The organism is Mesorhizobium sp. M4B.F.Ca.ET.143.01.1.1, from assembly GCF_004792275.1.
In the GTDB taxonomy this organism is placed as follows: Bacteria; Pseudomonadota; Alphaproteobacteria; order Rhizobiales; family Rhizobiaceae; genus Mesorhizobium; species Mesorhizobium abyssinicae.
Genome location: NZ_SRSR01000007.1, coordinates 205576 through 229338, shown reverse-complemented (window position 1 = coordinate 229338; position 23763 = coordinate 205576). Strand labels below are relative to the sequence as shown.

Here is a 23763-nt window from a genome sequence, read left to right as displayed (position 1 = left end):
CGCGATCTTCAACATCTTCTGGTGCCGACGTGCCACGGTTTGCGGGCGCCATTCAACGGTTGCGGCATGGCTTCCGTTCCACGCGCTTGAATTATCTGGAAAAATCGCTGCGCACGATGCCGTGCCGCTGCAGCTTGTCGTAGAAGGTCTTGCGCGGAATCCCCAGCGCCTCGATCGTGCGCCGGACATCGCCGTCATTGCGGCCAAGTGTCTCGCGGATGATCTCGGCCTCGTAGCGCTCGAGCCGTTCGGGCAGCGCCATGGCCGCATCCGATTCGGCCGGGGCAGGGCCTTCGGCGTGGCCGGCATCTTCAAGCCCCAGCACGAAGCGTTCGGCGAAATGGGCGAGCTCTCGCACATTGCCGGGCCAATCATGCTCCCTCAAATGCCGGTGCACGGCCGCCGGCACGGCCGGCATCGCGCGCCGGAAACGGGCGGCTGCGCGCTCGGCGAAATAGCCGAACAAAAGGGCCACGTCGTCGCGGCGCTCGCGCAGCGGCGGGATCGACAGCGTCACCACGTTCAGCCGGTAGTAGAGGTCCTCGCGGAAGGCGCCGCGCTGGGCTGGATCACCGAGATCGACCTTGGCGGCGGCGACGACGCGCAAGTCTACAGGCCGAATTTCGTTGGTGCCGAGCGGCGTCACCTCGCGCATTTCCAGCACCCTCAGCATCTGCACCTGGGTCGAGGGCGGCATGCTCTCGATCTCGTCGAGGAACAGCGTGCCGCCGCTCGAATGCTCGATGCGGCCAATGCGCTTCTTCTGCGCGCCGGTAAAGGCGCCGGCCTCATGGCCGAACAATTCGCTCTCGATCACGGTCTCCGGCAGCGTGCCGCAGTTCAGCGCCACGAAATTGCCCTGCGCGCGGCGGCTCCAGCGGTGCAGGAGGCTCGCCACCACCTCCTTGCCGGAGCCGGTCTCGCCGGTCACCAGCACGTCGACGTCGGTGTCGGCGATCTGCCTCAGCGTCCGGCGCAGCCGCTCCATCGCCGGTGTCTGGCCGATCAGCGGCAGGCTGTCCTGCGCCTGCTCGGCCGCCTCGCGCAAGGCGCGGTTTTCCATCACCAGTCGGCGCTTTTCCGCTGCCCGCCACACACTCTGGGCCAGCCGGTCGGCGGCGAAGGGTTTGGTGATGAAGTCGTAGGCGCCGTCCTTGATCGCCTTCACGGCCATGGCGATGTCGCCATGTCCGGTGACGAGGATGACTGGAATGTCCGGATCTACCTCCACGATGCGGTCGAAAAGCTGCAATCCGTCGATCTCGGGCATGCGGATGTCGGACACCACCACGCCGGCGAACCCGGCGTCGAGCCCGGCCAGAGCCTCCCTCGCCACCGAAAACGCCGATACCGCGAAACCGGCGAGCTCCAGCGTCTGCCGCGTCGCCTTCAGGAGATCGGCGTCGTCGTCGATCAGGATGACCGGGGCGGGCTGGTTGGTCGCCATGCTAGGCTGCTTTCGCAAGATGGATGGTGAAACGGGTGCCTTCCGCGCCGCTGGCGACCTCGATGCGCCCGCCATAATCGGCGACGATGTCCTTCGAGATGACGAGGCCTAGCCCAAGCCCTTTTTCCTTCGAGGTGTTGAAGGGCGTGAACAGCGATTTCAGGATCGCCGGCGGAATGCCCGGGCCGTTGTCCGAGACGCTGAGCACGACGCCGTCGTCTCTTTCCTCGACCGAAACCTCGACCCTGGCGCCGTCGCGGCCGTCCAGCGCCTCCAGCGCGTTCTGGAACAGGTTGATCAACACCTGTTCCAACCGCACCCGATTTCCCATCACCTTGAGCGCGGGCGGCGGCAGCTTTATCTCGAGCGCGTCGAGCCGGCCGGCGAAACGGCTCCTGAGCAGCACCACCGCGCCCTCGATGACGCCGCGCAACTCGACCGGCTCGGCTGCGGTGCGGCCCTTGCGGGCGAAGGTTTTCAACTCTTCTGTGATGGTGCCGATGCGCTCGGTCAGCGCCGCGATTGCGCCGAGGTTTTCTTCGGCCGGGGCAGTCTGCTTGCGGTCGAGGAAGACGCGCGCATTGTCGGCATAGGCGCGGATGGTCGCCACCGGCTGGTTGATCTCATGCGCGACACCGGCGGCGACCTGGCCGAGGATGGCCAGCCGATTGGCCTGCACCAGCTCCTGCTGCACCACCTGCAGCTTGGCCTCGGTGCTGCGATGGTCGGTGATCTCCGCCTGCAGACGGTCGCGGGCGCGGCTCAGATCCTCGGTGCGCTCGACGACTCGACGTTCGAGCTCGGCGCGCGTCGCCTGTTCGGCGGCGATCCGCATCTGCGCGGATTGCCGGCGCCATAAGAGATAGGCGGCAAGGCCGATGAGCGGCCCGATGACGCCAAGCGCCAGGAGCCGCATCTCACGCTGGGCGGCGGCGATCGGCGCCTCGGCCGGAACGAGATAGTCGAGCCGCCACGGCGTCGAGGCGACCGGCGTCGACAGCCTGAGATACTCGCCGTCGCTGCCGCCCGGCGTGATCGCATGCACTATGGACACGTCGGCGCTCAAGGTTTCCGGCCGCGCGATCGGCAGCGGCACCAGCGGCGCGTCGCCGAACTGCTGGCTGTCGCGGATTTCGGCAAGGGTGGCGCCGGCAAGCGGCGCCGTCGTCATGAAACGCCAGGACGGCACGCTGGTGATCAGCACGACGCCATGCTCGTCGCTGACATAGGCCGGGCGGTTCGCCTCGTGCCAGTCAGCCTCGAGCTGGTCGAACTCCATCTTGACGACGACGACGCCGAGCGGCGCCGAGGCGCTGCCGACGCGGCGCGAGATGTAGAGGCCCGGGCGCTTGCTGACATTGCCGAGCGCGAAATACTCGGCCGTTCCCGTCTGCATGGCGCGGGAGAAATAGGCGCGGAAGCCGTAGTCGTTCCCGACGAAGCTGGTCGGCTCGCGCCAGTTGCTCGACGCGACCGCCAGGCCGTTGGTGCCGGTGACGTAGAGCACCGACGCCTTGGTGCCGGACACCAGCCCTTCGAGCTTGCGGTTGAGCACGTCGATCGCGGCAGCGCTGCGCGCGGCCAGCGCGTCATGCACCTGCTGGTCCTCGGACAGGAGCAGCGGCAGCGCGCGCGGGTTTTCCAGCACAGCGCGCAGCAGCGCCACCTTCAGATTAGCGTCGGTGCGCCCCTGTGCGGCAAGCGCGTCGACCTCGACCGCGCGGCCATAGAGGCCGGCGCCGTAGAGTGCCGCGGCGATGATGGCGAGCGCCACGCCGGCAAACAGCAGCCAGGCCCGGCGCGCCCTTCTGCCGAGCTGCTCGGGCGTTGGAGAAAGGCCGGCGATAGCGCCGGCGGCGGGGCGCTGCAGCATCACCCATCTGTGCATGATTTCGCACAAAACACAATTCGACCCATGCGGATGGCCGCACGCCGCCACCAGACCGGGCGGCCAGCGGATCGAAAAAAGCTAACAAAATCAAAGCAAGTCCGCGCCGGCGAAAACTGGCACGCGGGTTGCAAAGATGGAGTCGGCAGTCGCGAGGCTGTTGGAGGTCAAATGCCCCGGGAGGTCGAGCCTTTCGATCGGGGCGCAACGGAGGACGTCATGCAGACAACATTCGCTGCCGCCGAGCCGCGCGGCAAAATGCCCTTTTATCGGCATCTCTATGTGCAGGTCCTGGCGGCCATCGCCGCCGGCATCCTGCTTGGCCACTTCTATCCCGAACTCGGCGCGTCGCTGAAGCCGCTCGGCGATGCCTTCATCAAGCTGGTCAAGATGGTGATCGCGCCGGTGATCTTCCTGACCGTGGCGACCGGCATCGCCGGCGTCTCCGACCTGCAAAAGGTCGGCCGCGTCGCCGGCAAGGCGATGATCTACTTCCTGTTCTTCTCGACGCTGGCGCTGATCGTCGGCCTCGTCGTCTCCAACGTCGTCCAGCCCGGCGCCGGGATGCACATCAATCCGGCGACGCTCGATGCCAGCAAGGTGTCGACCTTCACCGAGAAGGCGCATGACACCACCATCGTCGGCTTCCTGATGAACATCATTCCCGACACCATCACCGGCGCCTTCGCCCAGGGCGATATCCTGCAGGTGCTGTTCTTCTCGGTGCTGTTTGGTGTCGCCCTCGCGCTGGTTGGCGATCGCGGCCGTCCGGTGGTCGACTTCCTGCAGGCGCTCACCGCGCCGATCTTCCGCCTCGTCGCCATCCTGATGAAGGCCGCCCCCATCGGCGCCTTCGGCGCCATGGCCTTCACCGTCGGCAAGTACGGCATCGGCGCGATCGCCAACCTCGCCTTCCTGATCGGCACCTTCTACCTGACGTCGCTGCTCTTCGTGCTGGTCGTGCTCGGCGCGGTAGCATGGTACAACGGCTTCTCGATCCTGGCGCTGATCCGCTACATCAAGGAAGAGCTGCTGCTGGTGCTCGGCACCTCGTCCTCGGAAGCCGCCCTGCCTGGCTTGATGGCCAAGATGGAACGCGCCGGCTGCAACCGCTCGGTGGTCGGCCTGGTCATCCCGACCGGCTATTCCTTCAACCTCGATGGCACCAACATCTACATGACGCTGGCCGCGCTGTTCATCGCCCAGGCGACCGACACGCCGCTCACCTTCGGCGACCAGATCCTGCTCCTGCTCGTCGCCATGCTGAGCTCCAAGGGTGCCGCCGGCATCACCGGCGCCGGTTTCATTACGCTCGCCGCCACGCTCTCGGTCGTGCCTTCGGTGCCGGTCGCCGGCATGGCGCTGATCCTCGGCGTCGACCGCTTCATGTCGGAATGCCGGGCGCTGACCAACTTCGTCGGCAATGCGGTCGCGACCATCGTCGTGGCGCGCTGGGAAGGCGAACTCGACCAGACGCAATTCGCCGCCGCCATGGCTGGCCAGTTGCCGGAAGAGGCCGACCTGGCGCTGTCCGGGGGTCTCCAGCCCGCCTGATCCAGTCAGGCGCCTCCCAAGCCTGGAGAGGCCGCGGCCGGTAAAACCGGTCGCGGCCTGTTCTTTTTGCCGGTCGCCGCATAGGGTGGCGCGGGCCGTTCGTCCGGCCCAGTCGCAAGCGGCGAGGGGCCGGCATGAGCAGCACGTTTCCCGAGATCTACCTGATCCGCCATGGCGAAACCGAATGGAGCGCCTCGGGCAAGCACACCGGCCGCACCGACATTCCGCTGACGGCGAAGGGCGAGGAAGCCGCCCGCGGCCTCGCCGATCGGCTCAAGGGCCTCACCTTCCAGGCCGTATGGTCGAGCCCTTCGCAACGCGCCTTCAATACCTGCACCTTGGCCGGCTTCGGCGCGGCCGCGATCAGGAAGCTCGACCTGCAGGAATGGGACTACGGCGCCTATGAAGGCGTGACGACGAAGGAGATCGTCGCCGGTCGCCCTGGCTGGAACGTGTTTCGCGACGGCTGTCCGGGGGGCGAACAGGCTAGCGATGTCGGCGCCAGGGCCGACGCCATCATCGCCGCGCTTCGCGCTGTCGCCGGCAATGTGCTCATATTTTCGAGCGCGCATTTCCTGCGCGTGCTAGCGGCGCGATGGATCGGACTGCCGCCTGACGGCGGCGAGCATTTCGTGCTGGACACGGCAAGCCTCAGCATCTTCGGCTACGAGCATGACCTGACCGAGCCGGTGATCCGCCGGTGGAATCAAAAATAGCTTGGCTTGGCAAGATCGATACCTTGGCGTTGGCCGAAACACCCGTCGTTTCGTCATTCTAGGGCGGAGCAAGGAGCGAAGCGACGCAGCGCAGACCCTAGAATCCATGCCGTTACTTCAACGCGTTGCAACGGTGCAGAACGATCTCAGTTCTGCACCGCCTCTACCTTTCGAGTGAGGTCACGGCATGGATCCTCGGGTCTGCGCGTTCGCTTCGCTCCGCTCCGCCCGTGGATGACGAAGTTCGGGGCGCAGCCACTAGCCAACTAGCATCGCTACTTCCTCCGCCGTCAAATGACGCGCCTTGCCCTTGGCGAGATCGCCGAGCTGCAGGCGCCCGATCGCCACCCTGATCAGCCTCAACACCTCGACGTCGAAGGCGCCGAGCAGCCGGCGGATCTGGCGGTTGCGGCCTTCGTCGAGCACGACCTCCAGCCAGGCCGTGCGGCCGCCGCTGCGCAGCAGCTCGATCGAGCGCGCCGTCAGCAGTTCGCCGTCGACCGTCGCGCCGTCGCGAAACCGTGCCAACATGGCGTCGTCGGGCGCGGTGCCGATCTGCACGTGATAGGTCTTGTCGATATGCGAGGCCGGATCGAGCAGTCCGTTCGCCCAGCGCGTGTCATTGGTCATCAAAAGCAGGCCTTCGCTGGCCTTGTCCAGCCGCCCGACGGGCGACACGAAGGGCAGGTCGAGCCCCTCGAGGCAATCGTAGACCGTGCCGCGTCCTTCGGGATCGTCGCGGGTTGTGACCAGCCCGCGCGGCTTGTTGATCATCAGATAGACCTTGCGCTCGGCAACGACCTGCTCGCCGTCAACCGCGATACGGTCGCGGTCGAGGTCGACGCGCAGCGATGGATCGCGCGCGACCTTGCCCGCCACCCGCACGCGGCCCTCCGCGATCAGTACCTCGGCCTGCTTGCGCGAGCACAGCCCAAGCTTCGACAGCGCGCGGCTGAGGCTGACACCCGCGCCCGGAGGTCGTCTGATGCTGTGCGGCGGCGGTCGTGCCATGATCCGGCGTTCTTTCCCGATGGACGGCGACAGATGCCACGGGCGGCGGCGGGATCGCAAGCCGCAGCGTTTGCGGTGAGGTGGGCCGGTTTTTGCCGAATGCCTGTCGGGCTGGATGATCGACGCGCTAAGACGTCATTCCGCCGGCGGCGCGCTCAGTCGCCGGAAGGAGACGCCGTCGAACACTGCTGTCACGAAGTCGGTGACGGACATCTTGCGCTTGCGCCCGTCGCTGCAGGCATAGACCGGCCAGCCGTCGTCGCTGCATTCGCTGGCCAGGCAGATCTGGGCGAGGCAGTTCCCCGCGGTCAGCCGGAAACCGCCCTTGCCGGCGAAGCCCTGCAAGAGACTGCCGTCCGCCGAGCGCCACGTCCGTTGGCTGAATTCCGTCCGCAACAGGCGTGGTTCCAGTGGCACTGCAAGGTCGGCATCGCCGGAGCGCCCGGCAAGCTGAAACCGGAACCGCGCCATGGCGGTCGTGTAGGCCGTGACGGTATCCGATTCATGCGCATAGGCAGTCGCCAGACTGGCTTGGTCGAGCAGATGAGACGCGCGCTCGCCTGCCTCCACCGGCATCATCAAGGCAACGATGGCAACAAGGGCGAAGCAAGCTCGCGACATCGATCTTCCAGCAGCCATACCGATCCGGCGTGCCGGTCTGCCCCCCGGTTCGCCTGCGGCAGCATCGTGCCAATCGGCGCGCGGCGCAAGCCGCCCAAAAGCGGTTGGTTGCGCCTGGCGCAACATAAGACAATACGAGAGGCGGTTGTTGCCTGGGGCTCTTGATACTCGTGGGAGAAAAATGGTGCCCAGAGGCGGATTCGAACCACCGACACGCGGATTTTCAGTCCGCTGCTCTACCAACTGAGCTATCTGGGCCTCGCCGGCAAGCGAGATTTCGCAGGCCGGATTTCTCGAAGGCGCCGCCGGCGCCCCTTGAAAGCGCGTGGGTTATAGCACGGGAATTCAGCCTGTCCAGCGCCTAAGCGCGGATTTCAGCCGGGAAAAGAAAACCACTGAAAGACGGCGGCAAAACAGCTGATATCGTGCGCTTACGGCTCGTCCTTGGGCGACTGGCCCTGCTCCGGCGCTTCGCCTTCTTCTTCCTCTGCGTCGCGGCCAGGGATGACATAGGCGCCCTTCAGCCAGCGATTGAGGTCGATGTCCTTGCAGCGCGCCGAGCAGAACGGATAGTGCTCGCGCACCGATGCCTTGCCGCATTCGGGGCAGGGGCGCCGGGGGCGCAGCGGCGTGACCTTGTCGTCCAGGCTGAATGGGCGCGCGGTGAGCCAGCTCGCATGCACCTTGAAGCCCTCGCCGGCAAGCAGGGCCGTCGTCTCGTAGAGCGGCAGGCCGACGACGTTGGTGTAGGAGCCGACCAGCTTGACGACGAAGGACCCGGCGAGGCCTTGCACGGCATAGCCTCCGGCCTTGCCGCGCCATTCGCCGGAGGCGACATAGGCGTCGATCTCCTCGCGCGGCAGCCGCTTGAAGCGTACGCGGGTCTCGACCAGCTTCTGGCGCAACTTGCCGCCCGGCGTGATCAGGCAGATGCCGGAATAGACCCGGTGCGAACGGCCGGAGAGCAGGCCGAGGCAGTTCGCGGCGTCGTCGATCGTCTCGGCCTTGGGCAGGATGCGGCGGCCGACCGCCACCACCGTGTCGGCGGCGAGCACGAAGCCGGGCGCATAGTCGTCCTCGCTCTTCAGCGAGGCGAACGCCTTCTCGGCCTTGTCCTTGGAAAGCCGCTTGGCCAGCGAGCGCGGATGCTCGGCGCGCAGCGGCGTCTCGTCGACATCGGCCGGCAGCACGCGGTCCGGCTCGATGCCGGCCTGCTGCAGCAGCTCGATGCGGCGCGGCGAACCCGAGGCAAGCACGAGCTTCTGCAGGATGCTCATCTGGGGTCGCGCCGGGCTGTTACTTGAAACGATAGGTGATACGGCCCTTGGTCAGGTCATAGGGGGTCATCTCGACCAGGACCTTATCTCCGGTCAGCACGCGGATGCGGTTCTTGCGCATGCGGCCGGCCGTGTGGGCGATGATCTCGTGTTCGTTTTCGAGCTTCACCCGGAACATCGCGTTGGGCAGCAGTTCCGTGACCACACCCGGAAACTCGAGGACTTCTTCCTTCGGCATTCGATACCTTTGCTTGGATTTCGGTTCCGGCGCTAGAGCATGATGCCGAAAAGTGTCAAGCGGTTTTCGGACGACATCATGCTCTACTGTTTTGATCCGGAGTCGGATGATTTCCGGCCAAACCGACCGGAAATCATCCGACTCCGGCCGGAATTTCGGCGGAACCTATATGATAATCGTCCGCTTGTGAACACGCTTAATCCAAGGCGCCTTTTGCCTCGGATGCGGGAAAACGTCTGGCGATGCGCGCTTTCAGCCGCTCGCGCACATCGCGATAGGCGGCCATGATATGTTCGCGCGTGCCGCCGGCATCCGTCGGGTCCGGCATCGGCCAGTATTCGACCTCGACGGCGAGCGAGCGGGTGAGCTCGAGCGCCGCGTGGTGCGCTTCCGGCGCCAGCGTGACGATCAGGTCGAAATAGTCGTCCTCCAGCTCGTCCATGGTCCTTGGCTGGCGCTCGCCCAGCGAAAGTTCGTCCTCGGCCAGAACGGCGTCGACGAACGGGTCGCGCTCGCCGCTGCGCACACCGGCCGATGCGACGAAAATGGCCGAAGGCAGCATGCGCCGCGCCAGCGCCTCGGCCATCGGCGAGCGCACGGCGTTCATTCCGCACATGAACAGGATCGAATGCGGCAGCGAGGCCAGGGCCTAGCCTCGCCAGTGCAGCACGCAGACCAGCGTGAACAGCCGGCGCGCCGTGTCGAAATCGATGTCGATCTTGCCGGCCAGCCGGTCCATCAGCGTCTGCGAGCCTTCATTGTGCAGGCCGCGACGGCCCATGTCGATCGCCTCGATATGGCTGGGCGTCGAGGAGCGGATGGCGTCGTAGTAGCTTTCGCAGATCAGGTAGTAATCCTTGACGATGCGCCTGAGCGGCGTCAGCGACAGGATGTGCGTGACGACGGCGGCGCCATCCTCGCGCGCAACAGCGAACACCAGGCGGGAATCGGCCAGCGACAGCTTGAGGCGGTAGGGACCGGCGCCGTCGTCATTGACCGGCTGGAAACTGTTCTCCTCGATCAGGTCGAAGATCGCGACCGCCCGCTCGTGCTCGACATCGGGCGTCGAACGGCCGATCGATTCGTCGAGCTCGACATCGATCAGCCTGGCGCGGGTTCGGTCGTAGTCGGACATCGCTACATGTTCAACCTGATCGCGACGGAACGGCCATGCGCGTCGAGCCCTTCCGCTCTGGCGAGCGCGATCGCCGCCGGCGCCAGCGCGCGCAGCTGCTCCGGCCCAAGCTTGAGGATCGAGGTGCGCTTGACGAAATCGAGCACCGAAAGCCCCGACGAGAAGCGCGCCGAGCGCGCCGTCGGCAGCACGTGGTTGGAGCCGCCGACATAGTCGCCGATGACCTCGGGCGTGTGGCGGCCGAGGAAGACCGCACCGGCATTGCGCAGCCTGGCAAGGAAGGCCTCGGCGTCGTCGATGGCGAGCTCGACATGCTCGGCGGCGATGCGGTCGACCAGCGGCAGCGAGGCCTCGATGGTTGGCACCAGGATGACGGCGCCGAAATCGCGCCAGCTTGCGGCGGCGGTCTCGGCGCGCGGCAGGCTCTGCAACTGGCGCTCGACCGCGTCCTCCACCGCCTTGCCGAAGGCCGGGTCGTCGGTGATCAGGATCGACTGCGCCGACACGTCATGCTCGGCCTGGGCCAACAGGTCGGCGGCGATCCAGTCGGGGTTGTTGCTGCCGTCGGCCACGACCAGCACTTCGGAAGGTCCGGCGATCATGTCGATTCCGACGGTGCCGAACACCTGACGCTTGGCCGCCGCGACATAGGCATTGCCGGGCCCGACGATCTTGGCGACCGCCTTGATCGTCTCCGTGCCATAGGCGAGGGCGGCGATCGCCTGCGCGCCGCCGACGCGGTAGATCTCGGAGACGCCGGCGATATCGGCCGCCACCAGCACCAGCGGGTTGATGACGCCGCCTGGCGCCGGCACCACGATGACGATGCGCTCGACGCCGGCCACCTTGGCAGGCACCGCGTTCATCAGCACCGAGCTCGGATAGCTCGCCGTGCCGCCCGGCACGTAGAGCCCGACCGCCTCGATCGCCGTCCAGCGCGAGCCGAGCTCGACGCCGGCGGCGTCCGTATAGCGGTCGTCCTTCGGCTTCTGCCGCTCGTGATGCGAGCGGATGCGGTCGCGGGCGAATATGAGCGCCTCGACCGTTTGCGGATCGGCCTCGGCATAGGCCTTGGCGATGTCATCCTTGGAAACGGCGATGCCAAGCTTGGTGAGGTCGGCCTTGTCGAACTTCAGCGTATAGTCGATGAGCGCCTTGTCGCCCTCGGCGCGCACGCGCTGGACGATCTCGCGCACCGCCGCGTCGACATCGGCCGACACCTCCCGCTTGGTCGTCAGGAAGGCGGCGAAACGCTGCTCGAAATCGGCGTCGGACTGGCTGAGGGTGATGGCCATCTGCTGCGCTCAAGCCCTATGTACGGGACGCGAGGAGGCTTCCCAGGCGCCGCCTATGTCGGCAAGCCGCGCCTCGATGCACTCGACGTCCAGCATGATCGTGCCGCCGCCCGAAAACACCAGCTCGACGATGCCGGCCGGCTTGCTGATGCCGACGAAGCTGATCGCCAGCAGCGACAGCACCTCGGCCGGCTTGTCGCGGGCAATGCCGCTGGTCTTGGCGCCGAGCACGCGGTCGAAATGCAGCACCGCCTGCCGCCGCTCATTGTGCTGGCGGAACAGGCCGGATTTCGCCTCCCAGACGAAACGGTTCATGGTCAGCACGAAGCGCTTGGCCGCCGGCAGGAATTCGAGATCCGACACCTTCATCACGGCGTCCTGGACGTGGGCCGAGACGATGCTCAGGTCCTGGTCGTCGAGCGCGATGAGCTTGAGAGCCATGCGGAATTTGTACCTAAGGTTGGTTTCAGCTTCCTGTTAGGCGGTCTTTCCAGTCCGTGCAACCTCGACACGGAACTGCCCAAGGCAATTACCTGAGGTTTGCGCTGCCCCTCATCGCCCTGCCGGGCACTTCTCCCAGTATGGTGACGGGGAGAAGGACGCTTTCGCCAAAAGTCTCGCCAATCACCAGCGTTGCGGGGAGAGCGCCAAGGCCGCCCAGCCCTCTTCTCCCCGTCACTATACGGAGAGAAGGTGCCGGCAGGCGGATGAGGGGCGGCGCCGATGTCGACAATTGGTCCGTCCAACACGCGTCGGTTGGAGACTGCGCTTGCCTGGCGGTGTCAGCCTGAAATCCGCTCGATCACCGCGCCGCAGCCGGAAAGCTTCTCCTCCAGCCGCTCGAAGCCGCGGTCGAGGTGATAGACGCGGTTGACGGTGGTCTCGCCTTCGGCGGCAAGGCCGGCGATGACCAGCGAGACGGAAGCGCGCAGGTCGGTCGCCATGACCGGCGCGCCCTTCAGCTTGGCGACGCCGTCGACGATCGCCGTCTGGCCGGAGAGCGTGATGTGCGCGCCGAGCCGGGCGAGCTCCTGCACGTGCATGAAGCGGTTCTCGAAGATCGTCTCGGTGATGCGCGACTTGCCCTTGGCCATCGTCATCAGGCCCATGAACTGCGCCTGCAGGTCGGTCGGGAAGGCCGGGAAGGGCGCCGTCGTCACGTCGACCGGCGAAATGCCGGCGCCGTTGCGCCTGACGCGGATGCCGGAATTGGTCGGCGTGATCTCGGCGCCGGTCTGCGAAATCACGTCGAGCGCGGTCTGCAGCAGCTCGGGGCGGGCGCCTTCCAGCACCACGTCGCCGCCGGTCATCGCCACCGCCATGGCATAGGTGCCGGTCTCGATGCGGTCGGGGATGACGCGCACGCGGGCGCCGGACAGCGCCTCGACGCCGTCGATGGTGATGGTCGGCGTGCCGGCGCCGGAAATCCTGGCGCCCATGGCGTTGAGGCATTCGGCCAGGTTGACGATCTCGGGCTCGCAAGCGGCGTTTTCCAGCACGGTTTCGCCCTTCGCCAGCGAAGCCGCCATCATCAGCACATGGGTGGCGCCGACCGACACTTTCGGGAACACATAGCGGTTGCCGACGAGACGGCCGTTCTTGGTCCTGGCGATGACATAGCCGGTGTCGACGTCGAGATCGGCGCCAAGCGCCTGCAGGCCTTCGAGGAACAGGTCGACCGGGCGCGTGCCGATGGCGCAGCCGCCGGGCAGCGACACCTTGGCCTCGCCCATGCGGGCCAAGAGCGGCCCGATCACCCAGAACGAGGCGCGCATCTTCGACACCAGTTCGTAGGGAGCGGTGGTGTCGACGATGTTGCGGGCGGAGAAATTGATGGTGCGCGAATAGCCTTCCTGCTGCTTCTCGCGCCGGCCGTTGACGGAATAGTCGACACCGTGATTGCCGAGGATGCGGATCAGTTGCTCGACATCGGCCAGATGCGGCACGTTCTCCAGCGTCAGCGTGTCGTCGGTCAAGAGCGAGGCGATCATCAGCGGCAATGCCGCGTTTTTCGCGCCGGAGATCGGAATGCTTCCGGCGAGCTTGTTGCCGCCGACAATTCTGATGCGATCCATGTGAGAATGTCCCCTCGGCCGAAACGGCCGGTTTCAATCGTTTGAGTATCGGCCCGTCTAGACCATTGGCCGGCTTGGTTCAAGAAATAGGATTTTTGGTCCCTTGGTCCAAGTATGGCGGGGCAGTGTGGCCGGTTTGGGTTAGTCCTTGTGCATTTTTCCAGCAGCCGGCAATCCCTCCGGCCGCTTGTCGGCGTCGCCGGTGCGGCGCGAGCGCGACTGCGCCTTGCGCTTCCCGAGATTGGCGCGCAAAGCTTCGGCGAGCCGGTCCTTGCGGTCGCTGCCGCCCTTTTTCGGTGGATTTGTCTTGTCGCTCATCGTCCCATTCCGGCTGGCCGACCAGCCAACCCCTGTTGAGGGATAGCCAACATTGTGGCGCGGCCATGTCCGGGAAAGCAGCTTCCACAGCCTCGGCATTGCCATCCGTACCGGCCTGAAACCGCGCGGCGGTTTTGCGACAATGAAACGCGACACTTTAGGTTTTTCTTGGCCTTGCGCTCGCCGGTTCGTTATGGCAGAAGCCCCGCCATCGGCTGCGGTAGCTCAGTGGTAGAGCACTCCCTTGGTAAGGGAGAGGTCGAGAGTTCAATCCTCTCTCGCAGCACCAGCCCATCCCGTTGAAATCGCTTAAACCACTGGCAGGTAACGGTTCTGTCCGCTCTTTGCGCTGTGAACGGACAGCCACGAGCGCCCCGGCGCGTCCGAAATCGCCAGGTGCAGACGAGGGCGTTTTGATCTGGTCGAAGATTATTCGGCCTTGTCGTCCGGATGGCCGAGTTCGCAGAACCAGCCGCCGAGATATTTCACCGACGGCCTTTTCGGATCGGGAACGGGTGTTTTCGCCTCGACGGCGGCGCGGAACGGTTCGGCGCTGTCCTGCGGGATGAAGCCCAGGTGGTTGGCGCCGCTGTTATCGACCGTCTTCACCTTGTTGTCCGAAATACCGAACGAGATCGTGTGGCCGACGCGCGGCGCCGTCAGCGAGGCCTCGACCAGCCGCACGCAGTCGGCGAAGGAGAGATAGGACCACAGCATGCGCCGGTCCGCCGGCTCCGGGAAGGACGAGAAGATGCGCAGGCACACCGTCTCGATGCCGAACTTGTCCCAGTAGAGCCGGCTCAGGCTCTCGACGAAATTCTTCGACACGCCATAGAGGCTGTCCGGGCGCACCGGCGCGTCGACGCCGATATGCGCCTCGACCTCGTGATAGCCGATGGCATGTACCGAGGAGGCGTAGATGACGCGCTTCACCCCGTGTTTCCGGGCGCCTTCATAGATGTGGTAGGAGCCGCGGATGCTGGAATCGAGGATCGTCTGCCACTCGCATTCGAGCGGCGCGCCGCCAAAGTGGACGATCGCGTCGCAATCCTTGGTCGCCGCGATCGTCGCCTCCATGTCGGCGAGGTCGAAGACCGCTTCTTCCTCGTGCGGGGCAAGGTCGCCGAACGGCACGCGCCCGGCCAGGCGGATGGTTTTCGCCAGCGGCACCAGCCCCTTGCGCAGCTCCGAGCCGAGGCGGCCGGCGGCGCCGGTGATCAGGATTCGTTCGTAATGCGGCATCATTTACTCCACTTGCGCGACGGCGGCGTTGATCCGCGAGATCGCCTCGGTCAGCACCTCTTCGCTGGTCGCGGTCGAGATGCGGAAATAGGGTGACAGTCCATAGGCGACGCCGGGCACCGACGCCACCCGGCCTTCGTTGAGAAGATAGTTTGCCACGGCCGCATCGTCCTCGAGCACGACGCCCTTGGGTGTCTTGCGGCCGATCAGGCTGGCGCAGCCGATATAGGCGTAGAAGGCGCCGTCCGGCGGCGACAACGTCAGCCCGTTGATCTTGCGGATGCCGTCCACGACCAGGTCGCGCCGCGCCTCGAAGGCTTGCCTGAAACGACCCACCTCGTCCTGCGGGCCGTTGAGCGCGGCGACGGTCGCGGCCTGCGCGATCGAGCAGACGGAGGTGCAGGACTGACTCTGGATGGTCGACATCGCCTTGACCAGCGGCGCCGGGCCAGCCGCATAGCCGACGCGCCAGCCGGTCATCGCATAGGACTTAGACACGCCGTTGACGATCAGCGTGCGGTCCTTGAGTTCGGGGCAGGCCTTGCCGAAGGACACGAATTCGCGCCCGTCGAAAAGGATATGCTCGTAGATCTCGTCGGAAAGCACGAGCACCTGCGGATGCTTCGCCAGCACCGCCCCCAGCGCCTTGAGCTCGGCTTCCGAATAGACGGCGCCGGACGGGTTGCCCGGCATGTTGAGGAACAGCCACTTCGTCCTTGGCGTGATCGCCTCTTCCAGCAGCGCCGGCGTCAGCCGGAAACCTGTGGTCTCCGGGCATTCGACGACGACAGGCGTGCCGCCGAGCAGCTTCACCATCTCGGGATAGGAGACGAAATAGGGCGCCGGCAGGATCGCCTCGTCGCCGCTCTCCAGCGTCCCCAGCAGTGCATTGAAGATGATCTGCTTGGCGCCGTTGGCGACGACGATGTCGTCGGCCGTGTAGCCGAGACCGTTCTCGCGCCGGAACTTGCCGGCAATGGCTTCGCGCACCTCGGGCGTGCCGGCGGCACCCGTATAAAGCGTCTGGCCTGCCTTCGCCGCGAAATGCGCGGCATCGATGATGTGCATCGGTGTCGGGAAATCCGGTTCGCCGAGCCCGAGGTCGATCACGTCGACGCCGTTGGCGCGCAGCGCCTTGGCCGCTTGCGAGGCCGCCATCGAAGCCGAAGGCTTCACCACCGACAGGCGCGAGGAAACATAGCTCATCAGTCGTTCTCCGAAATGTAACCCTTGGACCGGTCGTTTGCCCGCGCAGCGGCGCTGCGCTTGGCGGGATCGCCATAGCCGCCGCCGCCCGGCAATTCCAGGATCAGCCGGCGGCCGGCCGGAACGTGCTGCCAGCCCTTCGGCCGCATCTTCGTGCCGTCGTCCAGCTTGACCACGCCGGCGACTCCCGGCTTGCCGCCATTGCGCCCTTGGGCAGGGTGGTTGACGCGGTCGAACATGGCTGAGAAGTCAAACTCGTGGCCTTCGGTCGCCTCGATCTCGATGACCTGACCCAGGCCGCCGCGGAATTCGCCGTCGCCGCCGGAATCCGGGCGCAGCTCCTTGCGCCAGATGACGATCGGTCCGGTATGCTCGGTCGCCTCGATCGGCATCGTGTGCACACCCGACGGAAAGGCCGTCGCCGACAATCCGTCGAGCTCGGGGCGGGCGCCCATGCCGCCGGAGTTGAACATCAGCACCTCCGCCCGACGGCCCGAGCCGCCTGCGACCGGCCGGGCCGAGATGTGGATGTTCCACAGCGCGCCGGCGCCTTCCGAGAGGATATTGCCGGGCAGCGCCTGCGAGATCGCGCCGAGCACGAGATCGGGAACCATGTGGCCGAAGATGTGCCTGAGCGCCACCGGCGCCGGCCGCACGGCATTCAGGATGTTGACCGGCGACGACACGGTGAAGAAGGCGAGTGAGGCGGCATTGTTCGGGATGTCCGGCGCCACTACGCATTTCAGCGCGTAGCAGGCATAGGCCTTGCTGTAGATGATCGGGCAGTTGATGCCCCAGCGGCTCATCGGGTCGGTGCCGGTGAAATCGACCTCGACATGGTCGTCGCGGATCGAAACCGTGGCCGCGAGCTTCACCGGCTCGTCATAGCCGTCGGTCACCAACTCGTTCGACCAGCTTCCCTTGGGCAGCGCCTTGATGCGTTCGAGCATGGCGTCGCGGGTGCGCGAGAAGATGAAGTCGCCGAGCCCGTCCAGCGAGGCCAGGCCAATCTCCTTCATCATGTCGACGAGGCGCCGGTGGCCGACCTCGTTGCAGGCGGCGAGCGAATAGAAGTCGCCGACCACCTGGTTGGGCTCGCGGACATTGGCGCGCAGCAGCCGGACGAGGTCGAGATTGACCTTGCCCTTTTCCGCGAACTTCATGATCGGGATCTGGATGCCTTCCTCGTAGACCGACTTGGCGTCGGCGCCGAAGCCGCGCCCGCCGACATCAACGACATGCGCCGTGCAGGCAAAGAACGCCACCAGCTCGCCATTGAGGAACGACGGCGACACCATGGTGATGTCGTGCAGATGGCCCGTGCCCTGCCAGGGATCGTTGGTGACATAGGTGTCGCCCTCGAACATCTCCTCGCGCGGGATCTCGTTCATGAAGTGCAGCACGGCCTCGGCCATGGTGTTGACATGGCCTGGCGTGCCGGTGACCGCCTGCGCCAGCATCTCGCCGCGCGGGTCGAACACGCCGGCCGACAGGTCGCCGGATTCACGCACCGAGGTCGAAAACGCAGTGCGCAGCAGCGTCAGCGCCTGTTCCTCGACGACCGAGATCAACCGGTTCCACATGACCTGCATGCGGATTTCGCCAATGTCGCTCATGCCTGGCTGCCTTTGCGGATGAGAAGGATCGCGCCGTCGCTCTGGATGACGGCGTCAAAGCTGGTGGTGATGACGGTGGAGGTCTCGCGCTCGACGATGACGGCCGGCCCTGCCACGCGGTCCCCGGCGCAGAGCGTCTCGCGTTCGATGATGCCGTAGGTTTGTGGCGCGCCGCTGGCCGGATCGAAGACCGAGCGGGTCGTGACCGCCTCATTGTTGCGCTTACCGGTCGTGAGCTCGTGCCTGGCGACTTCTGGCCGAACATCCGTCGCCTTGACCGACCAGGTGACGATCTCGATCTCCAGCCCGTCGAGGCCTTCGATGGCGCGGCCGAAGAAGCGCTGGTAGTTCGCCTCGAACAGGTCCTTGAGCTTCGTCACGGCATCGTCGCCGAACGGCTCGTCCGCCACGGGCACGGGGATTTCCCAGCCCTGGCCGGCATAGCGCATGAAGGCGGTGATCTCGCAGACGATCCTGCCGGCAGCACCCGTCCGCACGAAACCTTCGGCGGAGGCCTTGAGGTCGGCGAGCAGCGTGTTGACCTCGGCCGGCTTGAACCGCGACAGCCGCGTCAGCTTCGAGGCCAGCGCCTCGTAGCCGAACGGAGCCTTGAGGAAGCCGATCGCCGATCCGACGCCCGCGCCCTTGGGCACGATGCACTGGTCGATGCCGAGCTTCTCGCACAGCCTTGCGGCGTGGAGGGGGGCGGCGCCGCCGAAAGCGATCATCAGATTGTCGGAAATGTTCTTGCCGTTTTCGACGGCGTGGACGCGGGCGGCATTGGCCATGTTCTCGTCCACCACCTCGCAGATGCCGAAGGCGGTCGACATCGCGTTGAGCGACAGCCGCTCGCCGACATCGCGCAGGATAGCCTGCTCGGAGGCGGACGCGTCGAGCTTGATCGCGCCGCCGGCGAAGTTGTCGGGGTCGAGCTTGCCGAGCACAAGGTCGGCGTCGGTGATCGCCGGACGCTTGCCGCCGCGGCCGTAGCAGGCCGGCCCCGGCTCCGAGCCGGCGCTTTCGGGCCCGGTCTGGATGCGGCCCATGGCGTCGACCCAGGCGATCGAGCCGCCGCCGGCGCCGATCTCGATCATCTCGATCACCGGAATGGAGATCGGCATGCCCGATCCCTTGCAGAAGCGGTAGGTGCGCGCCACCTCGAAGGTTCTCGCCGTGCGCGGCGCATAGTCCTCGATCAGGCAGATCTTGGCGGTGGTGCCGCCCATGTCATAGGAGACGACCTTCTCCAGGCCGAAGCGCCTGGCGATGTCGGCGGCGAAGATCGCACCACCGGCCGGGCCGGATTCGACCAGCCGCACCGGGAATTCCGAAGCGGTCTCCACCGAGATCAGGCCGCCGCCCGAGTGGATCATGAACACCGGGCACTCGGCGCCCATCTCCTTCAGGCGGATCTGCAGGCGGGCGAGGTAGTCGGCCATCTGCGGCCGCACATAAGCGTTGGCGCAGACCGTGTTGAAGCGCTCGAACTCGCGCATCTGCGGCGACACTTCGGCGCTGATCGAAATCGGGATGCTGAGCTTGCGGGCGAGGATCTCGCGGGCACGACGCTCGTGGTCGGCGTTGGCGTAGGCATGGATGAAGCCGATCGCCACCGAGCCGAAGCCGCCGGCCGCGATCCGGTCGGCGATCTCTGCGAGAGCGGCTTCGTCGAGCGGCTGCAGTTCCTGGCCCTCGGCGCCGATACGGCCCTTGACCGTGAAGCGGTCCTCGCGCGGGATCAGCGGCGTCGGCAGTTGCAGGTTGAGATCATACTGCTCGAAGCGGTTTTCGGTGCGCATCTCGATCACGTCGCGGAAGCCCTCGGTCGTGACCAGCGCGGTCCGCGCGCCACGGCGCTCGATCAGCGCATTGGTCGCCAGCGTCGTGCCGTGGATGATGATGCCGATCTCGGAAGGCGAGATGCCGGCATCGCGGGTGACGACGGCAATGCCGTCGAGGATCGCCTGCTCGGGCGCCGCATAATTGGTCAGCACCTTGGTCGAGAACAGCGTCCCCCTGATGTCGAGGGCGATGTCGGTGAAGGTGCCGCCAATGTCCGCGCCGAGACGGATGTCGTCAGTTCTGGAGGTCATGCCTTGGCCTTCTGGGAAGAGAGTGCTGCGTCGCGCATCTGGGAAAGGGTCTGCCGGGGCGTGAGCGCCTCGGGCGAGATGGCGATATCGAGGACGGCGCCCGTCGCGGAGCCGAGCGCCCGGCCGAACGCGGCGCCGAAATCCGCAGTGGATTCGACGCGCTCGGCGTGGAAGCCATAGGCCTTTGCCAGCGTCACGAAGTCGGGGTTCTCGAGCGACGTCCCGGAAACGCGAGCCGGATAGTGGCGCTCCTGATGCGCGCGGATGGTGCCGTAGATGCCGTTGTTGAGGATCAGCACGATCGGCTGCGCGCCGGCCTGCATGGCGGTGCCGAGTTCCTGGCAGTTCATCTGGAAGTCGCCGTCACCGGCAAAGCAGACGACCGTTCGTTGCGGAAACGCGACCTTTGCCGCGACCGCTGCCGGCAGCCCGTAACCCATGGCGCCCGACTGCGGGGCGAGCAGCCGCGCCTCCGGCCCGAACTTGAAAAATTTGTTCGGCCACACCGTGAAATTGCCGGCGCCGTTGGTGAGGATGACGTCGGCGGGCAAGGTCTCGCGCAGCCATGCGCTGACGGCGACCATATCCACGGGTCCGGGCTGGACGGGCGCCGCGAATGTCCCTTCATAGGCCTTGCGCGCCGCCGCCCGCCATTCGGCCCAGGTGCCTTTCACCGGGGTCAGCGCTTTGGCGAAGGCGTTCGGACCGGCATGGATGCCGATCGTCGGCACATAGATCTTGCCGATCTCGCGGTCGGAGCCATGCACATGGATCAGCTTCTGCCGCGGCACCGGTACCGACAGCAGTGTGTAACCGTCCGTCGTCATCTCGCCGAAGCGGACATTGACGGCCAGGATCACATCGGCCTCGCGGATCAGGTTCCTGACATGCGCCACCATGCCGACGCCGGCCTCGCCGACGAAGACCGGCGCGTGGTTGTCGAACTGGTCCTGATAGCGGAAGGCCGCCACGACCGGGATGTCGGAGGCCTCGGCGAAAGACTGCAGCGCCGCGCGTCCCTCCGTCGTCCAGTTGGCACCGCCCATCAGCAGCAGCGGCCGCTCGGCTCCGGCCAGCAGTCCCAGCGCCGAAGCGAGCGCGTCCGCTGACGGTGCCGGCTCGAAGATCGCCGCCGGCCCCCCGAGCGGCGGGGCCTCGGTCAGGGTGGTGAGCATGTCCTCAGGCAGCGCGATCACGACCGGGCCGGGCCGCCCGGTCAGGGCGGTGGTCCAGGCCCGCGCGACGATCTCCGGCAGGCGCGAGACATCATCGATCTCGACTGCCCATTTGGCGACAGTCCCGAACACCGCCCGGTAGTCGATCTCCTGAAAAGCCTCGCGCCCCTTCATGTCGGTTCCGACCTGGCCGACGAAAAGGATCATCGGCGAACTGTCCTGCATGGCGGTATGGACGCCGATGCTGGCATTGGTCACGCCCGGGCCGCGCGTCACGAAGCAGATGCCCGGCGTGCCCGTCAGCTTGCCGTAGGCCGAGGCCATGAAGGCCGCGCCGCCCTCGTTGCGGCAAAGCACGTAGTCGAGCTTGCCATGGGTGTCGTGCAGCGCGTCGAGGACGGCGAGATAGCTTTCGCCGGGAACGCCGAAGCTCTTGGTCGCACCAAGCGCGATCAGGCACTCGACAAGAAGGCGACCGCCATTGCGGACCATGCTTCGACATCCTCTTGAGCCGGCGGCAAGCGGAACCGAGCCTGCCTTTTCGTATTTATACCTGCACGCTGGCGGGTCGCGGCGAAATCAAGAAATGCGGTCCATTCGAAAGTTTTTCTTTACAGTGTCGAACGCACCAGAACACCGGGGTTCATCGTGCCCTGCGGATCGAGCGCGCCCTTCAGCCGCGCCATCAGCTCCCGCTCCACCGCGCCGCGATTGCGATCGGCGATGGCGATCTTGGCGCGGCCAAGCCCGTGCTCGGCCGCGAAGCTGCCGCCTGTTTGCGTGGCGAGCGCCGACAGCGCCTCGGCGAACCGCCCGGCCTTGCCGTCGAAATCGACGCGGCCTTCCGGTGGGGACAGATTGTAATGGATGTTGCCGTCGCCGAGATGCCCGAACGGATTGATCCGCACGCCGGGCAGGATGTCCTGGCAGATCCTGGCGCCGGCCTCGATGAAACGGGCGATCGCGCCTGGAGGGACGGAAATGTCGTGCTTGAGCTGCTCGCCCTCCAGCCGCTGCCCCTCCGGCTGCTCCTCGCGCAGTCGCCAGAACTGGGCCCGATGCGCGCCCGATGTCGCCAGCGCGCCGTCCAGCACAAGGCCCTGCTCCATGCCCCATTCCAGTGCTGAAGCCAGAATGTCGTCGAGGGGAACGCGCGCCGAGCCCGAAGCCAGCTCGACGAGCAGATAGACATCGCCTCTTGTTTCCAACTGGTAGGCGAGATCGGGCACATGCCTGAGAGCGAGTTCAAGGCCGACGTCGCAGAAGAACTCGAGGCCGGTCAGGAATTCCCCTGCCTCGCCGCGCAGGAATGCGCCGAAGGAGACGGCGGCGGCAAAGTCGGGCATGACCAGCAGCGCGCCCGCCTGCTGTCGTGGCGTCGGATAGAGCCGAAGCACCGCGCGCGTCACGATGCCGAGCGTGCCTTCCGCGCCGCAGTAGAGCTTGCGCAATTGATAGCCGGCATTGTCCTTCTGCACCGCGCGCAGCCCGTCCCAAACCGCTCCGTCCGGGGTCACGACTTCGAGGCCGAGCACGAGGTCCTGCATCATGCCGTATCGGAAGGCGTGGCTGCCGCCGGCATTGGTGCCGATCAAGCCGCCGATCCTGGCGCTGCCTTCTGCGCCGAGATGCATCGGGAACATCAGCCCGTGCGGCTCCAGCGCCTCGTGCAGCGCCGCGAGAACGACGCCCGCCTCGACGACGATCGAGCCGCTGTCGAGATCCGGTTTGCCGATCGCCGCCATGCGCGACAGCGAGACGATCACCGCGTTCGGCTGCTCCGCGACGGCGCCGCCGCAAAGCCCGGTGTTGCCGCCTTGCGGCACCACCGCCAGACCGGCCTCCCGGCACAGCTTGACAACCGCGGCCACTTCCGCGGTGTTGGCCGGCCTGGCGACGCCCAGGGGGGCGACGCCATACCGGTTGAGCCAATCGCGCTGGTAAGGCTCGGCGTCGATGCCTGAAAGCCAGCCTTTCGGTCCGAGAATCGCGCGCAATTCGAGAACGGGATCAGTCATTGAAATATCCGGAAGATAGCTGTGCGGCGTGCTGCTCGGGAACGTGGCATCTTCCAGAATGTCGTTCAATGACCCAGCACCTGCGACAGGAACTGCCGCGTGCGCTCGTTGCGGGAGGCGGTGAAGAACTCCTCCGGCGGCGCCTCTTCGACGATCTCGCCGCCGTCCATGAAGATCACCCGGTTGGCGACGCGACGCGCGAAGCCCATCTCGTGGGTGACGCAGATCATCGTCATGCCTTCCGAGGCGAGCGTGACCATGACGTCCAGCACCTCGGAAATCATTTCCGGATCGAGGGCCGAGGTCGGCTCGTCGAACAGCATGATCTGCGGCTGCATGCAAAGGGCGCGCGCGATCGCGACCCGCTGCTGCTGGCCGCCGGAGAGCTGGCCGGGAAACTTCATCGCCTGCTCGGGGATGCGAACCTTCTCCAGATAGCGCCTGGCGGTTGCCTCTACTTCCGCGCGCGGCTGCTTGCGCACGATCATCGGCGCAAGCATGCAGTTCTCCAGCACCGTCATGTGCGGAAACAGGTTGAAGTGCTGGAACACCATGCCGACCTCGCGCCTGATCTCGTCGATGTTGGCGACATCGTCGTTGAGTTCGGTGCCGAGCACGGTGATGCGGCCGCCATTGTGCTGCTCGAGCCGGTTGATACAACGGATCATGGTGGATTTGCCGGAACCGGAGGGACCACAGACGACGATCCTCTCGCCTCGTTCGACGGACAGGTTGACGTTCCGCAGCGCGTGAAAGGCGCCATAGTATTTGTCGAGGCTTTCGATGCGGACCGCGGGTCCGCCGGCCTCGCCCGAACTGCCTATCGTCATGCGGATCT

At 66.1% G+C, this 23763-nt stretch carries 21 protein-coding genes, 2 tRNA genes and 1 pseudogene; 3 read left to right on the top strand and 21 right to left on the bottom strand.

The window, feature by feature from the left end; translation table 11 throughout:
* Positions 1–91 precede the first annotated feature (91 nt).
* Positions 92–1447, bottom strand: a complete 1356-nt coding sequence (locus EN786_RS19325) for a sigma-54 dependent transcriptional regulator (RefSeq protein WP_127310108.1) — start codon at positions 1445–1447, stop codon at positions 92–94.
* Position 1448: 1 nt separating this feature from the next.
* Positions 1449–3320: a sensor histidine kinase gene (locus EN786_RS19320; protein ID WP_127310110.1), complete on the bottom strand. Its 1872-nt coding sequence runs from the start codon at positions 3318–3320 to the stop codon at positions 1449–1451.
* Between the two features lie 234 nt (positions 3321–3554).
* On the opposite strand from EN786_RS19320, the gene EN786_RS19315 reads away from it, so the two are divergent.
* A complete protein-coding gene (locus tag EN786_RS19315; protein WP_135857467.1) occupies positions 3555–4889 on the top strand; it encodes a dicarboxylate/amino acid:cation symporter in 1335 nt (444 codons plus the stop codon).
* Positions 4890–5023: 134 nt separating this feature from the next.
* Positions 5024–5605 carry a histidine phosphatase family protein gene (locus EN786_RS19310; protein ID WP_127311538.1) on the top strand — a complete coding sequence of 194 codons (582 nt, stop codon included), beginning with the start codon at positions 5024–5026 and terminating at the stop codon, positions 5603–5605.
* 258 nt (positions 5606–5863) lie between these two features.
* On the opposite strand, the gene EN786_RS19305 is transcribed toward EN786_RS19310, so the two are convergent.
* The 12 genes and pseudogenes from EN786_RS19305 to EN786_RS37755 all read right to left on the bottom strand — a co-directional run bounded on the left by EN786_RS19305 (position 5864) and on the right by EN786_RS37755 (position 13575).
* The gene (locus EN786_RS19305) at positions 5864–6616 is read right to left on the bottom strand and encodes a pseudouridine synthase (RefSeq protein ID WP_127311537.1); all 753 of its coding nucleotides are present in this window, start codon (positions 6614–6616) and stop codon (positions 5864–5866) included.
* 135 nt (positions 6617–6751) lie between these two features.
* A complete protein-coding gene (locus EN786_RS19300; protein WP_135860504.1) occupies positions 6752–7237 on the bottom strand; it encodes a hypothetical protein in 486 nt (161 codons plus the stop codon).
* A 182-nt stretch (positions 7238–7419) separates the two neighbouring features.
* Positions 7420–7495: transfer RNA gene (locus tag EN786_RS19295), tRNA-Phe, on the bottom strand.
* A 173-nt stretch (positions 7496–7668) separates the two neighbouring features.
* Positions 7669–7884 carry a DNA gyrase inhibitor YacG gene (yacG, locus tag EN786_RS38690; RefSeq protein WP_281405016.1) on the bottom strand — a complete coding sequence of 72 codons (216 nt, stop codon included), beginning with the start codon at positions 7882–7884 and terminating at the stop codon, positions 7669–7671.
* Positions 7885–7890: 6 nt separating this feature from the next.
* Positions 7891–8514 (bottom strand): annotated as a pseudogene (locus EN786_RS19290) (Maf-like protein); the annotation flags it as partial.
* Between the two features lie 19 nt (positions 8515–8533).
* The gene (infA, locus tag EN786_RS19285; protein WP_006200926.1) at positions 8534–8752 is read right to left on the bottom strand and encodes a translation initiation factor IF-1; all 219 of its coding nucleotides are present in this window, start codon (positions 8750–8752) and stop codon (positions 8534–8536) included.
* Positions 8753–8948: 196 nt separating this feature from the next.
* A complete protein-coding gene (locus tag EN786_RS19280; protein ID WP_245478267.1) occupies positions 8949–9359 on the bottom strand; it encodes a low molecular weight phosphatase family protein in 411 nt (136 codons plus the stop codon).
* A gap of 42 nt (positions 9360–9401) precedes the next feature.
* Complete coding sequence (locus EN786_RS19275) at positions 9402–9887, bottom strand: UPF0262 family protein (RefSeq protein WP_127282869.1); 486 nt, start codon at positions 9885–9887, stop codon at positions 9402–9404.
* A gap of 2 nt (positions 9888–9889) precedes the next feature.
* Positions 9890–11182, bottom strand: a complete 1293-nt coding sequence (gene hisD, locus EN786_RS19270) for a histidinol dehydrogenase (protein WP_127282870.1) — start codon at positions 11180–11182, stop codon at positions 9890–9892.
* Positions 11183–11191: 9 nt separating this feature from the next.
* Positions 11192–11623, bottom strand: a complete 432-nt coding sequence (locus EN786_RS19265) for a DUF2948 family protein (protein ID WP_127282871.1) — start codon at positions 11621–11623, stop codon at positions 11192–11194.
* 341 nt (positions 11624–11964) lie between these two features.
* Positions 11965–13257 (bottom strand): UDP-N-acetylglucosamine 1-carboxyvinyltransferase, encoded by a 1293-nt coding sequence (gene murA / locus EN786_RS19255; protein ID WP_127310339.1) that lies wholly within the window; start codon positions 13255–13257, stop codon positions 11965–11967.
* Positions 13258–13398: 141 nt separating this feature from the next.
* Positions 13399–13575, bottom strand: a complete 177-nt coding sequence (locus tag EN786_RS37755) for a hypothetical protein (protein WP_189340506.1) — start codon at positions 13573–13575, stop codon at positions 13399–13401.
* Between the two features lie 214 nt (positions 13576–13789).
* Between EN786_RS37755 and EN786_RS19250 the strand changes: the two genes are divergently transcribed.
* A tRNA-Thr gene (locus tag EN786_RS19250) sits at positions 13790–13864 on the top strand.
* A gap of 140 nt (positions 13865–14004) precedes the next feature.
* Here the strand turns inward: EN786_RS19250 and EN786_RS19245 are convergent.
* The 7 genes from EN786_RS19245 to EN786_RS19215 form a co-directional block, all read right to left on the bottom strand.
* Positions 14005–14817 (bottom strand): NAD(P)-dependent oxidoreductase, encoded by an 813-nt coding sequence (locus EN786_RS19245; RefSeq protein ID WP_127282873.1) that lies wholly within the window; start codon positions 14815–14817, stop codon positions 14005–14007.
* A gap of 3 nt (positions 14818–14820) precedes the next feature.
* Entirely contained in the window at positions 14821–16023 is a 1203-nt protein-coding gene (locus EN786_RS19240) for a pyridoxal phosphate-dependent aminotransferase (protein ID WP_127310338.1), read from the bottom strand.
* On the bottom strand, positions 16023–17639 hold the full coding sequence (locus EN786_RS19235; protein ID WP_127282875.1) for a hydantoinase B/oxoprolinase family protein: 1617 nt from the start codon (positions 17637–17639) through the stop codon (positions 16023–16025). Before EN786_RS19235 ends, EN786_RS19240 begins: the two co-directional genes overlap by 1 nt.
* Positions 17636–19732, bottom strand: coding sequence for a hydantoinase/oxoprolinase family protein (locus tag EN786_RS19230; RefSeq protein WP_127282876.1), 2097 nt, complete (start codon positions 19730–19732; stop codon positions 17636–17638). The genes EN786_RS19235 and EN786_RS19230 overlap by 4 nt, the downstream gene beginning before the upstream one ends.
* Positions 19729–21399 carry a thiamine pyrophosphate-binding protein gene (locus EN786_RS19225; protein WP_127310337.1) on the bottom strand — a complete coding sequence of 557 codons (1671 nt, stop codon included), beginning with the start codon at positions 21397–21399 and terminating at the stop codon, positions 19729–19731. Before EN786_RS19225 ends, EN786_RS19230 begins: the two co-directional genes overlap by 4 nt.
* A 119-nt stretch (positions 21400–21518) precedes the next feature.
* Positions 21519–22925, bottom strand: coding sequence for an FAD-binding oxidoreductase (locus tag EN786_RS19220; RefSeq protein WP_127282878.1), 1407 nt, complete (start codon positions 22923–22925; stop codon positions 21519–21521).
* 65 nt (positions 22926–22990) lie between these two features.
* A complete protein-coding gene (locus EN786_RS19215) occupies positions 22991–23755 on the bottom strand; it encodes an amino acid ABC transporter ATP-binding protein (protein WP_127282879.1) in 765 nt (254 codons plus the stop codon).
* Positions 23756–23763: the final 8 nt, after the last annotated feature.

Bases quoted from the DNA above. Each gene is read 5' to 3' on its own strand.
- EN786_RS19325 (WP_127310108.1), bottom strand. From the start codon at position 1,447: ATGGCGACCAACCAGCCCGCCCCGGTCATCCTGATCGACGACGACGCC.
- EN786_RS19320 (WP_127310110.1), bottom strand. From the start codon at position 3,320: ATGCTGCAGCGCCCCGCCGCCGGCGCTATCGCCGGCCTTTCTCCAACG.
- EN786_RS19315 (WP_135857467.1), top strand. From the start codon at position 3,555: ATGCAGACAACATTCGCTGCCGCCGAGCCGCGCGGCAAAATGCCCTTT.
- EN786_RS19310 (WP_127311538.1), top strand. From the start codon at position 5,024: ATGAGCAGCACGTTTCCCGAGATCTACCTGATCCGCCATGGCGAAACC.
- EN786_RS19305 (WP_127311537.1), bottom strand. From the start codon at position 6,616: ATGGCACGACCGCCGCCGCACAGCATCAGACGACCTCCGGGCGCGGGT.
- EN786_RS19300 (WP_135860504.1), bottom strand. From the start codon at position 7,237: ATGTCGCGAGCTTGCTTCGCCCTTGTTGCCATCGTTGCCTTGATGATG.
- infA (WP_006200926.1), bottom strand. From the start codon at position 8,752: ATGCCGAAGGAAGAAGTCCTCGAGTTTCCGGGTGTGGTCACGGAACTG.
- EN786_RS19280 (WP_245478267.1), bottom strand. From the start codon at position 9,359: ATGAACGCCGTGCGCTCGCCGATGGCCGAGGCGCTGGCGCGGCGCATG.
- EN786_RS19275 (WP_127282869.1), bottom strand. From the start codon at position 9,887: ATGTCCGACTACGACCGAACCCGCGCCAGGCTGATCGATGTCGAGCTC.
- hisD (WP_127282870.1), bottom strand. From the start codon at position 11,182: ATGGCCATCACCCTCAGCCAGTCCGACGCCGATTTCGAGCAGCGTTTC.
- EN786_RS19265 (WP_127282871.1), bottom strand. From the start codon at position 11,623: ATGGCTCTCAAGCTCATCGCGCTCGACGACCAGGACCTGAGCATCGTC.
- murA (WP_127310339.1), bottom strand. From the start codon at position 13,257: ATGGATCGCATCAGAATTGTCGGCGGCAACAAGCTCGCCGGAAGCATT.
- EN786_RS37755 (WP_189340506.1), bottom strand. From the start codon at position 13,575: ATGAGCGACAAGACAAATCCACCGAAAAAGGGCGGCAGCGACCGCAAG.
- EN786_RS19245 (WP_127282873.1), bottom strand. From the start codon at position 14,817: ATGCCGCATTACGAACGAATCCTGATCACCGGCGCCGCCGGCCGCCTC.
- EN786_RS19240 (WP_127310338.1), bottom strand. From the start codon at position 16,023: ATGAGCTATGTTTCCTCGCGCCTGTCGGTGGTGAAGCCTTCGGCTTCG.
- EN786_RS19235 (WP_127282875.1), bottom strand. From the start codon at position 17,639: ATGAGCGACATTGGCGAAATCCGCATGCAGGTCATGTGGAACCGGTTG.
- EN786_RS19230 (WP_127282876.1), bottom strand. From the start codon at position 19,732: ATGACCTCCAGAACTGACGACATCCGTCTCGGCGCGGACATTGGCGGC.
- EN786_RS19225 (WP_127310337.1), bottom strand. From the start codon at position 21,399: ATGGTCCGCAATGGCGGTCGCCTTCTTGTCGAGTGCCTGATCGCGCTT.
- EN786_RS19220 (WP_127282878.1), bottom strand. From the start codon at position 22,925: ATGACTGATCCCGTTCTCGAATTGCGCGCGATTCTCGGACCGAAAGGC.
- EN786_RS19215 (WP_127282879.1), bottom strand. From the start codon at position 23,755: ATGACGATAGGCAGTTCGGGCGAGGCCGGCGGACCCGCGGTCCGCATC.